Below are 13550 nucleotides of genomic sequence, written 5' to 3'. Positions count from 1 at the left end.
ATAATATTTTTTATTAGTCAATAGTTTTTATAAAAAAAACAACCTATTTGGAAAAATCCAAATAGGTTATTATAATTTAAATTATAATATTTTTATTAGCAGCATCCACAACCGTCATCACCATCAAAACCACATGCGCAAACTATTAATAATAGTATTAAGAATGGTATCCAAGCACAAATATCTATTTCTGTCCAGCAGTCTTGGAATGCTAAGAATAAGAAGAATAATATTATTATCCACCATCCAGCTCCAAAGAATCCTCCATCTTCACATCCACCAAAGAATCTATCTAACATTACGTTACCCCCTTGTTGATATTAAATAAATTTGTTATCTAAAATATACTATGAAAGTAGGTACGTTTTTGACATTACTTTTTTATAAAAAATAAATATTTTTTAATCTATTGATTTTAATGATTCTACCATCTTTACATTTTTAAGCTTATAGAACATTGCTATATTCACAAATAAACTTAAAACTATAGTTAATATAGCAGCTATAAAATAACTATTTTTATCTATCACTCTACCAAACATCATAGACTGAATTTCTACTGTTACCATAATAAACTGATGTAATATAGTTCCAAGTCCTAATCCTACTATTGTCCCTATGATTGTTAGAATTATATTTTCTCTATAAATATAAGCCGATACTTCATTATCATAAAAACCTAAAACCTTTATAGTTGCAATTTCTCTTATTCTTTCTGATATATTCACATTTGTTAAATTATATAAAACAACAAAAGCTAAGGCTCCCGCAGACATTATCATAATTAATACTACATAGTTAAGATTTTTTATAGTATTGTGGAAAGTTTCTTTTGCTGATGTATTAAATCCTACACCATTGATAGTTTTTATTTCAAATAATGTCTTTGATAATTCTTCTTCCATTTTTACGTTTGGATTATTTAAAACACCTAAAACCTTATTAAATTTCAGATCTTTTTTAAATAAATTATTATAACTTTCAGGTGAAATATAAGCATAATGTGATATATAATTTTCTGTTATATTACTAACTTTTACTGTTACTTTTTTATCATCATCATTAATTAACTCTATCTCATCTCCTACTTTTACGCCTAAATCTTTAGCTATTTTTTCTGTTATAACTATTCCATCATTTTTAAGGGTTATGGACTCTTGAGTTTTTCTATCTTGCAAATGAATAAACTCATCCATTTCATTTAGATTTTGTGGTACAACTATGGTTATTTCTTTAGTTGTATTATTAATTTTTACATCTCCATTTTCATAGCTGAAAAATTCGTATTTATTTATTTCATTTATATTTGATAATTTATCTTTCAATTGTTTAGTTTCATTATCAGTCATATTAGACTGCGTAACTATAGACATATCATATTTAAACAATTTTCCGTATTGTCCTGTTACAATAATTTCTATGGAATCTTTTATTCCAAATCCTGCAAGTATTAAGGCTGTACATCCTGCAATACCTAAAACAGTCATTAAAAATCTCTTTTTATATCTAAAAATATTTCTTATAGTAACCTTACTAATAAAACTAAATTTATTCCATATAAAAGTAATTCTCTCTAATAGTATTCTCTTACCATTTTTAGGTGACCTAGGTCTCATTAATACAGCTGGTGTTTCTTTTAATTCTTTATAACACGCCAAGTATGCAGAAGATGTTATTACTATTAATGCTACACTAGTAATGCCTATTGCTATTGGCACACTAAAAGTATAAATTATTTTATCAACTGAATACATCATTCCATAAGCAAAATATATAACCGTTGGGAACAAAGTAAATCCTATGGCTAAACCTAATAAACTACCTATTAAACAAGCTATTAATGCATATAGAATATACTTTTTGGATATTTGACTAGTTTTATATCCTAATCCTTTTAATGTTCCTATATTAATCCTTTGTTCATCTACCATCCTTGTCATAGTTGTTAAACAAACTAAAGCTGCAACAGCAAAGAAAAATACTGGAAATATTTTTGCTAATGCATCTATACTATTAGCACATCCTTCATATTCAACAAAAGATTGATGACTATCTCTATCTAAAATGTACCAAGTTGGTTTTTCTATTTTCTTTATTTCTTTTTTAGCATCTTTTATTTTTTCTTCTCCAGTTTTAATTTTTTCTTCTGCCCTTTGTAATTTATTTTCTGCTTTACTTAATTCCGATTCTACTTTTTTCTTATTCTCTTTTAATTCTTTTTTAGCTTTTTTAATTTCTTCTTTACTTTGTGATAATTCATCTTCAGTATCTTTAAACTTTTTCTCTGCCATCTGTTTAGAAGATTCTAAATTTAACTTTTCTGATGATATCTTTTTTTTACTTTTTTCTAATGTATATTTACTTTCTTCTAGTTTTTCTTCACCAGCTTTTAGCTGCTCTTCGCTACTTTCCAATTTTGCACTACAATCTTTATAGTTTTTTTCCAATATAGATAATAAATATAAATTTTCATTTAACTTATTTTCCAACTCAGTTTTTTGTTCTTGTGTCAAGTTTTCATTTTTAAGTTGTTCTTCTATTAATGTATTTCCACTTTTTAAATTATAAATTTGAGTATTAAGATCTTTTAGTTGCTCCTCTCCATTTTCAATTTCAACTTGAGCAATTTCTTTTTTATCATTAAATTTATTTAATGCTTTTTCATATTCTTTCTCACCATTTATTAAGTCAACTTCTGCTTTTTCTATCTGAGATTGTCCTTGCCTTATCTTCTCAAAAGTATTATGTTTCTCACTTTTTAGTTGTTTTTCTCCATTTTCAATTTGTTGAACATATTTATTTATCTTATTTTCTGCTTCTTGTAACTTATTTTCTGCTTTTAGTTTATTTTCTTCATATTCTTTTTTGCCTTTTTCAAGATCTTCTTTTGCCTTAGATAATTTATTTTCTTGCTTATCTAGCTTATCCTCAGCATCTTTTAAAATTTCATTATATCTTCTGTTTCCCAGCTTAACTTTTAAACTTTCTATTTTATCGGTTACTGTTTTTACTAAGTTAAAATATTCATCACTATACGTATCTAAATCTTTTGCAGATTGTACAGTTAAAAACATTTCTGTATAAGCGTCTAGCTTAAAATCACTTTGTGGTATCATAATGGCACCTTCCACTACTCCACCACCAATAGAGCTATTTCCTTTTTCATGTGATAAATAATAAGGTGTTTGAACATATCCTACAACAGTATATTTTAACTTAGATAATGAATTACTTAGCTTGTCATCTGTACCTGAAGTTAGTTCAATTTCACTTCCAATAGGATAGTTCAATGTTTTAATCTTTGGTACTTCTAAAACACATTCTCCACTTTTATTAGGTAATCTACCTTTAATAAGCTTAAGTTTATTTATATAATTTTTATCATCATTTAATTTATTTAGATTTAAACCATGGACTTTCACTACTTCTTCATTGGAATTATAAGTTGAAATTACATCTAAGGAGTAGGTAGGATAAACTGCTTCTACTCCATTAATATTATCTATTTCATTTACATCTTTATTTGTTAATCCTAAAGTTGAAATTAACCTAATATCCATTAAATTGTAATCATCATAATACTTATCAGAAGATGTTTTCATTACTATGGGAGCAGATTTTACTCCTGAAAAAAATGCTACTCCCAAAGCAACAATTGCCACTATAGAAAAGAACCTTCCCTTAGATTTTAATATATCTCTTATAAAATCTTTATTTAGAGCTCTTATCATACTACCACTCAATCCTTTCAACAGGTGTTGGATTTTCATTGATAGTAATAGAACTTATCTTTCCATTTTTGACCTTTATAACTTTATCTCCCATAGGAGTTAGAGCCAAGTTATGTGTAATTATTATTACTGTCATTTTCATTTTTCTACAAGTATCTTGTAAAAGTTTCAATATGGATTTTCCAGTATTATAATCTAAGGCTCCCGTTGGTTCATCACATAGTAATAACTTTGGATTTTTTGCCAATGCTCTTGCTATTGCTACCCTTTGTTGCTCTCCTCCAGATAATTGAGCAGGAAAGTTATTTTTTCTATGACTAAGACCTACAGCTTCCATAACTTCATCTATATCTAACGGATCTCTACAAATCTGTGTTGCAAGTTCAACATTTTCACGAGCAGTTAAGTTTTGTACTAAGTTGTAAAATTGAAATACAAATCCAATATCATACCTTCTATAGGTGACTAACTCTTTATTAGTGTATTTGTTAATCTCATTATTATCTACAATAATTTGACCACTAGTTGGACTATCCATTCCTCCAAGAATATTTAATATTGTACTCTTTCCAGCTCCACTTGCACCAGCAACCACAACAAATTCACCCTTATTAACTGTAAAATCTACTCCGCTTAGAGCTTCTATATTAACTTCACCCATTTTATATATTTTTTTAACATCCCTAAATTCAATATAATCGCTCACTTATTCCCCCTCAATTCTATAAATATTTGTTAATTAATTATATCATAGGATAAATATATTTTTGCAAACGCATTCCACTTATATTTCCATAATTATTGGGAATACGCTAGGTCTTCTTTTTGTTTTATCATAAAGCAATTGTTCTACAGATTTTTTTACACTTGATTTTAGTACTTGCCATTCAATAATTTCATTTGCTAAACATTCATCTATCTTTTCCTTAGATAAATTTTTAATTTCTCTTATTAAATCTTCTGACTCTCTCACATAAATAAATCCCCTAGTAATCACATCTGGCCCTGAAGCAATTTCATAATTTAATTTATCAATTGCAATCACAACTATAACCATTCCATCTTTAGCTAGATTTCTTCTATCTCTTAAAACAATATTTCCAACATCACCTACACCAAGACCATCAACATATAATATTCCTGTATGAACTCTTTCTGTTGCAGAAGCTCCTTTAGATGTAATTTCCAATACTTGACCTGTTTCCAAAGTAAAAACATTCTCAGGATTCATACCAAGTTTTATTGCTAAGTCAGCATGATGTTTTAAATGTCTGTATTCACCATGTACTGGCATAAAATACTTTGGATTTACTAGTGTATGAATTAATTTCAGCTCTTCTTGATAAGCATGACCAGATACATGTATATCTTCTAAATCTTCATAAATAACTTCCACACCTTTTCTAAATAATTGATTAATAACCCTCGAGATTATCTTATCATTACCTGGAATTGGTGAAGCTGAAATAATAAATAAATCATCTGAGTGTATTTCTATTTTTCTATGGCTACCAAAAGCAATTCTTGAAAGTCCTGCTCCTGCTTCACCTTGACTTCCTGTAGTTATAATAGTTATATTTTCATCTGGATATCTATTCATATCATCTATATCAATTAATGATTCTGCTGGTATATTTAAATATCCAAGCTCAATTGCCACCCTAGACACATTTTCCATACTTCTTCCACTAAAAACTATTTTCCTATTTTCCTTTATAGAAGCATTTGCTATTTGTTGCATTCTATGAATATTAGATGCAAATGTAGCCACAATAACTCTTCCTTTTGCTCCTGTAAAAATTCTATTTAAAGTTTCGCCTATGGTTTTTTCTGATAACGAATGACCTGGTCTTTCTATATTTGTGCTATCAGCTAAAAGTAATAACACTCCTTTTTTACCAAGAGTTGAAAATCTATTCAAATCCATAAGCCTTCCATCTATTGGTGTATAATCTATTTTAAAATCTCCCGTATGAATAATTACTCCTATAGGAGTTGTTATAGCTAAAGAGCAAGCATCTGCTATAGAGTGAGTTGCTTTTATAAACTCCACTTTAATCTTATCAAGAGTCACTATATCTCCACTTTCCACAGGATAAATTGTTACTATATCTGTCATCTTATGTTCTTCTAATTTATTTTTAACTAATCCCAATGTAAGTCTAGTTCCATAAATAGGCATATTAATTTGTTTTAAGATATAAGGAATTGCTCCAATATGATCTTCATGACCATGCGTTAAAAACAAACCTTTAACTTTATCTTTATTTTCTATTAAGTAAGCTACGTCTGGAATTACTAAGTCAACTCCATACATATCTTCGTCTGGAAATGATATACCACAATCTATAACTATTATTTCATCTTCATATTCTATAGCTGTTATGTTTTTTCCTATCTCTCCTAATCCTCCAAGTGGAATTACTTTGACACATTTTCTTTTTCTCATGTCTATTCTCCTTTTTCACCGTCTAAATCAATTTATTTTAATTTTATATTTTTCCTCATCACATTGTATGCTCTTATTATTATTTGCAATATATGAATAATTTATATTTTTAAAGTAAAAATATAAATGGAGGTGATTCAGTGGTAAATTTAACTAGCAAAGAAAAATTTTTACTAGAAGGCGAAAAATATCAACAACAATTAGCAATAGATAAATACAATGACTATGCTTTACAAGCACAAGATAGCACTCTAAAAAACCTATTTTCTAATTTGGTTAAAATTGAGGAAAAACATTTAGGTATGATTGATGATATGTTACAAGGTAAGATTCCCGAAATAAATAAAAAAGATCTTCATCCATACTATAAAAATAATTCTATTACATCCAATGATTATATAAATATAGATAATATTACCTTAACTTCTATATATGATAATAACAGCTATGAAGATGGTGATAAAATTATATGTTTTGATGCTCTAACTACAGAAGAACTGCTTCATTCAACATCTAGTGCATCTAGTTTAGAATTTGAAAAAAGTGAATTTTACAACGTTTTAAAATACATAATTGATGAAAAATCAGAAAATCTTAAGTATATCAATGATTATATGAGTAAAAAAGGAATGTACAATAATATTATTTATTTTTAATATCCACTTAAAATAGCCATATTAAACAAATCACTTTGTTTAATATGGCTATTTTTATAATTATTTTTCATTAAAATAAATTACATTCAGTACATGCATAGCTGTCCCTATAAATAAACAATCTTCATCAATATCAAATGTGTCTGTATGAATTAAGCTGTTTATTCCTTTTTTCTTATTTCCACAACCTAAATGAAAAAATGCTCCTTTACAATCTTCTGTATAGAATGAAAAATCTTCTGCTCCCATGGAAGGATAGGCTTTTTCTTTATAAGATTCTTTACCAAGTAGTATCTCTCCATTAAATTTTATGATATATACTAATTCTTTGTCATTTATAACTGGCGAATACCCCTTATTTTCCAAATATATGCATCCTTTACATCCATAAGCCTTTGCTGTATTTTCTACTATAGTTTTTGCTTTGTCCATTATAATCTGTTTGCTTTCCTCATTTAAAAATCTGATTGTTCCGTTGATCTCAACATTTTCGCATATAACATTTTGAGCTTCCCCTCCAGAAATTTTACCTAAGGTTAATACTGCCATATTAGAAGGCGAAAGATTTTTACTTATTATGCTTTGTAAAGGTGTGATAACTTGATCCACAAAAACTAGTGCATCCGTTCCATTTTCAGGATACGCACCATGAGTCCTCTTTCCTTTTATCTTTACACTATTTGAACTAGCATTTAGAGTTCCCTCTTTACATTCAATACATCCCTTTTCCACATTTGCCTGAACATGTAATCCAAACATATAATCAACTTTAGTATTTTGCAAGCATTTATCTTTAATTAAATATTTTGCTCATCCAAATCGTTCTTCTGCTTCTTGGAAGAAAAATTTAACATTTACTTTTAAATCATTTCTCATATTATATAAAACTTTACAAGCTCCTATAAACATGGCTGTATGAGCATCATGTCCACAAGCATGCATAACTCCTTCATGCTTTGATTTATACGTTTTATTATTTTGTTCTGTTATTGGTAATACATCTATATCTGCTCTTATTGCAATAATTTCATAACTTGGATCTTTTATTATATACGCCAAAATTCCTCTATGACTTTCAAATTCTTTATATTAAATTTCAATTTCATCTAAATATTTCTTTGTTTTTTCTTTCGTTATATATTCTTCCATGGCAAGCTCTGATGTCTCATGTATATCTCTTCTAGTACTAATTATCCATTCATTTAAATCATTTACTGTGTTAATTATCTCTTGAAAATTCATATTATACCCCCATAGTATATGCAAATTTCATATATAATATAATTATAGTATAGGACATTAATTAGAATTGTTGCATCTTGTATATTAACTTTATATTTTTAAGGAGGTAAAAATGAAAATAATTGATTTAACTCACTCTATCGCAAATAATATGACTGTATATCCTGGAGGCCCAAAACCACAAAATAAAATAATAAGTACCGTATCTGAAAATGGATATAAAGAAACTGAATTACATATTCGCTCACATAATGGAACTCATATGGATTCTCCTAACCATGTTTTTGAAGATGGAATCTCCCTTGATAAAATTAATGTAATAAATTTTGTAGGCACTGCCGCTCTTATTGATTGTTCATCTTTAGGAGAAGGGGATATTATTACTTATGATTTCATTGAAAAAAATAAAGAAGCTATTGATAATAGTGAATTTATAGTATTTAAAACTAATTGGAGTAAATATTGGAATACGGACAAATACTTAGGCCAATATCCTGTTATAAGTGATGAAGTTGTGGATTTTATTAAGACTTCCAAAAAGAAAGGGATTGCTTTTGATACAATTTCTGTTGATCCTATAGATGTGTCTGTTTTAGCTAAACATCATAAAATTCTTAAAAATAACATTTTAATATTTGAAAACTTAACTAACTTGGATTTAATAGATAGCGATACTTTTATATTTTGTGCTTTACCGCTTAAATTTGAAAACTCTGATGGAGCTCCAATAAGAGCTATTGCTATGCTAGACTAAATAAAAAATTCGCTTCGCTTATGTCGCCAACGGCTTTGCCCGTTGCTCAAGTCACAAAGTTATAAATTATATGTTATCCATAGAACAGATAACATATAATTTCCTTACAATAAAAAAATCAAATTTATATTATAATTGCAGTTATATAATATAAATTTGATTTTAACTAATTATTTAAATCATCCAATAATCCTCTTTTAATTTCTCTATAAAGCATTATAAAGCATACAACAAATGTAAAACTCGCTAAAGAAAATGCTATTACTATTGATGAATATTTAAGTATTACACCCGATAAAACAAATGATATCATCAATCCAAAATACATTAATGTTGATGTAAGTCCATTTACTTTACCCAAGTATTCTTGATCTGTTATTTTAGTCATAAGTGTCATTACATATCCACTTAATAAAGCACCTATAACATTATCTATGAATTGTAAAATCATTGTAAATACAGGTAATGTTGAATATCCTTCTAAAAATACTGTTATAGCAAATACTCCTATTAAAGAATATACGATCTTCATATCTTTTAAATATTTGGATATTGCAATATATAATAATCCCCCAACTACCGCCCCAATTCCTGCAATACCTGAGAAAAACTGATAAAACTCTTCATTTAATCCCAATCTTTCTGTAATCAAAAATATATCTAAATTACCTGATATTCCAATACCAAAGGAAAGAATAAATAACATTTTTGCAAAAACTTTTATCACCTTTTTATTGTTCACGTAATTAAATGTAAGCCTTGCATCCTCTATAAATCCATCACTTTCTATTTTTTCAAATTGTTTGTTTGGTAGTGTAATGATAAGAGCCACAGAAAGTAAAAACATAAAGGCTATTATTAATAATGTTTTTCCTATTCCAAAAGTAAAATAAAAATATGATCCTAAAAATGGTCCTATTATAGGAAATATGGATGCTAATAGTTGAGAGATCCCTATAGCCAAATCAATCTCTTTCTCATCTACATATTCTTTAAAATATTTTTGTGATGCAGGATAAGAAAATTGCGTAACTATAGCCGATATTAACACTGTTATAAATATAGCTACCATATATCCTTTACTAATTAAAGACCCTAAAATCACAAAAGAAATAAAACTTAAAAAATCCCCTAGAAACATTAATTTCTTAGGATTATATTTATCAGCTATTATTCCCCCTAAAAAAGTTAATAAAAACATAGGTACCATTTCTACAAAATTTAGTGCAGAAATTGCCATTGGATCCTTATTGGTAACATCCATAATAAAAAACATTACAGATATATTTCTTATCCAGATAGCTGCTTGCTGTATTATATCTGTAAATAAAATTGTTGTGAATACTCTATTTTTAAATAAATTCAAAACTTTACCTCCTAATTCTTTCTTCATTTTCTTATTCTAAAGAATGGAGTAAGTCTACAGTCAACTATTTTTTATTTCTAAAATTATTTTCACAAAATAATCGTCCTTATTATTTTGTTTTGGCAAAGAAAAATCATACATTATATAAACATTTGTACATTTATTTTCATTAAAATACTTACTAAGAGATACTATATATTCATTTAATTCCTCTTCATTTCCATAAAAACAAGTTGAAATAACATTACCACTTAAATATTTTTTACTTACTTCTAAATCTTTTTTAGCTATATACTTTTGAATTAAATCTTTATTATTTTTATTTTCTTTTATATAAATCTCATATTGATTTTCTTCTAAGGTTCCATCTTCTAAAATTTGATGAATGTAGTAATACTCTTCTTCATCAAATCCTAAACCTTCTTCTAACTCTAATAAAAATTGTTTATAAAAGCTTCCATCAAATATTTTTTTGAACTTAATTCCATAAAGATTCATTGATTTTTCATATATATTTAACTTACTAAAATCATATTCATTTTTAAACTTTATTATTTTATCTAGTGTTTCTCTAGATTCTTGTAAGTGTTTTTCTTTTATCCTTAATTCTTCTATTTGTTTCTTTATAGATTCTTCTTGTTTTTCAATTAAATTTTTATACTGCATTAAACTTTCACTTTCTATAGTTTTTTTTATTTCAGAAAGAGGTATTCCAAGATATTTAGTTTCAAGTATTAATCCTAACTTCTCAAGATCTTCTTCATAATAATATCTATATCCATTAGTTTCATTCACTTCTGGCTTTAAAACTCCAATTTTATCATAATGTCTTAAAGTATCTTTACTTATCTCAAATAATTTACTTACCTGTCCTATTGAAAACTTCAATTTCTCAACTCCTTTTTATTTCTAAAAACATTATAGACTATGGTGTAACTCCATAGTCTATAATGCAATAGTTTTTACTTATAGATAATCTTCACTCAAATATAATTTATGTGTTTTCCTAAGGACAACCAAAATACTCACCAATAAAATACCTTTTACCATACTACTTAATGTTATACTCCACCAAACTCCATTTAACCCAAGTATATCAGGCCTGCAAAGTAAAATTGCTAATGGTATTCTACAACCAGTTAATACTGCAATTATTATTGAAGGTATATATGTTCTACCTAATCCTTTAAAAATTCCAGCAACTGTAATTTCTAAACACATAAAAAGTTGGGAATATCCTAGTATTTTTAAATAATCTACGCCTTTTAAAATTGCCTCTGGTTCATTTATAAAAGATCTAAATATTGGCTCTCCTAAAAATACTAATATTACTGTTGTTAAAATACCCCATATAAATACACCTATTAATGCATATTTAATACTTTTATTTATTCTATCAATTTTCTTAGCACCATAATTTTGCCCTACAAAACTAGATAAAGCCGATGCAAATCCTTCACAACTATTCCAAGATATGGATTCTATTTGAGACCCTACTTTTTGAACTGCAATTGCTACTGGCCCAAAAGATGCTACTATAACTCCCATTATCATAGAAAAAATAGTAAATAATCCATTTTGAAGTGCCACTGGTATCCCAAGTACAAATAAAGTTTTATAATAACTAAAATCAATTTCCCTAAATAGTTTAATTTTAAAATGATTTGCATTATCTTTCATAATTAAATAGATAAAACATAATGACACAACTATATGAGATATAATCGTAGCAAGAGCAGCACCCTCCACCCCCATTTCAGGTAATGGTCCTATCCCAAATATTAACACTGGGTCTAGAATAATATTAGTAACTAAACCTATTGTATTTATTTTAAATGGTGACTTGCTATTTCCTAGGCCTAAGAATATTGATGTAAATACAGGGTTTATAAAATAAAACATCATACCGAATCCTACAATAACTAAATATTGCTCAGCCATATTAATAACTTCCATATCTTCTAATTTAAAAAATCCAACAAGCGGACTCTTAAAACAGATTAGAACTAAACTATACAAAAAAGATAAAATCATATTAATCTCAATTGCAGATTTAATATAGTATTTAGTGCCTTTTTCATTTTTTTCTCCTACACTTTGTGCAACTTTAATATCTCCACCGACTTTCGAAATCATAATAAATGCCATGGCAAGCCAAGGATAAAATCCTGCTGTTCCAACTGCAGCCACAGACTTACTACCTATTTTTCCAACCCAAATCATATCTATAAGGCTGTAGGCAATTTGTATAAAAGCAGTTCCCATTATCGGTAATGATAGTTTTACCAATTTTTCAACAATATTACCACTAGTTAAATCAATTTGTTCGCTCATAACGTCTCCTCTATAAAGTATTTTATCTTAAGCTTATAAAATGCCACCCAAAATGGGTGGCATTTTATATTCACTTAATTATTTTCTATTAACTTTTGTTCTTCTTCCATTTCTCTTAAAATTTTTAATTCTTCTTCACTTAAATCAGAAAAATCAACTATATTTTCTCTAATATAATTAGCCATAAATAATCTTAAATCTATTTTTTCGTATAAGTTATTAAAGTTAGAAAAATCAAACTCACTCATAAATTCAGAATACTCTTCAACACTTCTTTTATTTATATGATTTATTGCTTCTATGACATTATTTTTTTCCATAAATTGCCTATATTCTTTGAATAATTCCAAAGCCTTCACGTCTTCAAGCGCTTTTTCTAAATAATTCATAGTTATATTGCTTACATTAAAAAAATATTCTCCTAATCCTCCATTTTGCATCTCTGTATCAAACCAGAGTAAAGTATACATATTTCTATGAGTTGTCTTCATATTTTTAAATACTTCTAAATCACTACATCCATACCCATACTTAAACTCTAAATCATTGTCCACCATACAAAGTAAATCTTCATCATCATAATTTAATACTCTTATATCACCTTTTTTGCGTTTTTCCTTTTTTTCAACCTTTATAGATCTAGATTTATTCTTTATTACTAAAAGTATGATTATATTAATTGCCCCCAAGATTACAAAAAACAAAAGTATTTTACTTGTAAATGACATAATACATCCCCCCTTATATTCTAGATAATTTATAATACCCTAATATGTAAAATATAAAAATGATAAAGTCGACATTATTATTCCAATTATTATACATACTATGGCTAATATCTTTGATTCATTGTACACTTTTTTCTTATTTTTCACCTCATATGAAAAACAATAAATAAGAAAAATTATTCCACTCAATATAAGCATAACCCCTATAGTACCTATAAAGAACGTTGCCATAATAGAGTTTTTATTTTGCATTTTTTCACATCCTTGTATTTATTTCTATTAATACAATT

General features: G+C 27.2%; 12 protein-coding genes and 1 pseudogene. 2 read left to right on the top strand and 11 right to left on the bottom strand.

Annotated elements, in window-relative coordinates; all coding sequences use genetic code 11:
* Positions 1-95: 95 nt before the first annotated feature.
* The 4 genes from NSA58_RS07635 to NSA58_RS07620 all read right to left on the bottom strand — a co-directional run bounded on the left by NSA58_RS07635 (position 96) and on the right by NSA58_RS07620 (position 6180).
* Positions 96-299, bottom strand: a complete 204-nt coding sequence (locus NSA58_RS07635; RefSeq protein WP_039680550.1) for a hypothetical protein — start codon at positions 297-299, stop codon at positions 96-98.
* 102 nt (positions 300-401) lie between these two features.
* Entirely contained in the window at positions 402-3731 is a 3330-nt protein-coding gene (locus NSA58_RS07630; protein ID WP_074429494.1) for an FtsX-like permease family protein, read from the bottom strand.
* A 1-nt stretch (position 3732) separates the two neighbouring features.
* The gene (locus tag NSA58_RS07625; RefSeq protein WP_200886405.1) at positions 3733-4392 is read right to left on the bottom strand and encodes an ABC transporter ATP-binding protein; all 660 of its coding nucleotides are present in this window, start codon (positions 4390-4392) and stop codon (positions 3733-3735) included.
* A gap of 123 nt (positions 4393-4515) precedes the next feature.
* On the bottom strand, positions 4516-6180 hold the full coding sequence (locus NSA58_RS07620; protein ID WP_074429493.1) for a ribonuclease J: 1665 nt from the start codon (positions 6178-6180) through the stop codon (positions 4516-4518).
* 140 nt (positions 6181-6320) lie between these two features.
* On the opposite strand from NSA58_RS07620, the gene NSA58_RS07615 reads away from it, so the two are divergent.
* On the top strand, positions 6321-6836 hold the full coding sequence (locus NSA58_RS07615) for a spore coat protein (protein ID WP_039680546.1): 516 nt from the start codon (positions 6321-6323) through the stop codon (positions 6834-6836).
* A gap of 60 nt (positions 6837-6896) precedes the next feature.
* Here the strand turns inward: NSA58_RS07615 and NSA58_RS07610 are convergent.
* Positions 6897-7895: pseudogene (locus NSA58_RS07610) on the bottom strand (M20 metallopeptidase family protein).
* A 30-nt stretch (positions 7896-7925) separates the two neighbouring features.
* Positions 7926-8078, bottom strand: a complete 153-nt coding sequence (locus tag NSA58_RS07600; protein ID WP_242842750.1) for a hypothetical protein — start codon at positions 8076-8078, stop codon at positions 7926-7928.
* A 112-nt stretch (positions 8079-8190) separates the two neighbouring features.
* Here NSA58_RS07600 and NSA58_RS07595 point away from each other — a divergent pair, with 112 nt between their 5' ends.
* The gene (locus tag NSA58_RS07595) at positions 8191-8832 is read left to right on the top strand and encodes a cyclase family protein (protein ID WP_039680545.1); all 642 of its coding nucleotides are present in this window, start codon (positions 8191-8193) and stop codon (positions 8830-8832) included.
* Positions 8833-8998: 166 nt separating this feature from the next.
* On the opposite strand, the gene NSA58_RS07590 is transcribed toward NSA58_RS07595, so the two are convergent.
* The 5 genes from NSA58_RS07590 to NSA58_RS07570 form a co-directional block, all read right to left on the bottom strand.
* Positions 8999-10225 (bottom strand): MFS transporter, encoded by a 1227-nt coding sequence (locus NSA58_RS07590; RefSeq protein ID WP_074429492.1) that lies wholly within the window; start codon positions 10223-10225, stop codon positions 8999-9001.
* 33 nt (positions 10226-10258) lie between these two features.
* Positions 10259-11086, bottom strand: a complete 828-nt coding sequence (locus NSA58_RS07585) for a MerR family transcriptional regulator (protein ID WP_074429491.1) — start codon at positions 11084-11086, stop codon at positions 10259-10261.
* Between the two features lie 78 nt (positions 11087-11164).
* Positions 11165-12532, bottom strand: a complete 1368-nt coding sequence (locus NSA58_RS07580) for an MATE family efflux transporter (protein ID WP_039680543.1) — start codon at positions 12530-12532, stop codon at positions 11165-11167.
* Positions 12533-12606: 74 nt separating this feature from the next.
* Positions 12607-13260 (bottom strand): DMP19 family protein, encoded by a 654-nt coding sequence (locus NSA58_RS07575; RefSeq protein WP_074429490.1) that lies wholly within the window; start codon positions 13258-13260, stop codon positions 12607-12609.
* 39 nt (positions 13261-13299) lie between these two features.
* Positions 13300-13512, bottom strand: coding sequence for a hypothetical protein (locus tag NSA58_RS07570; RefSeq protein ID WP_039680541.1), 213 nt, complete (start codon positions 13510-13512; stop codon positions 13300-13302).
* Between the last annotated feature and the right edge of the window lie 38 nt (positions 13513-13550).

The sequence above is a fragment of the Terrisporobacter muris genome (assembly GCF_024621905.1).
Taxonomy (GTDB): domain Bacteria; phylum Bacillota; class Clostridia; order Peptostreptococcales; family Peptostreptococcaceae; genus Terrisporobacter; species Terrisporobacter muris.
The sequence above is the reverse complement of the archived record's forward strand: the minus strand, read 5'-3'. Positions and strand labels throughout refer to the sequence as shown.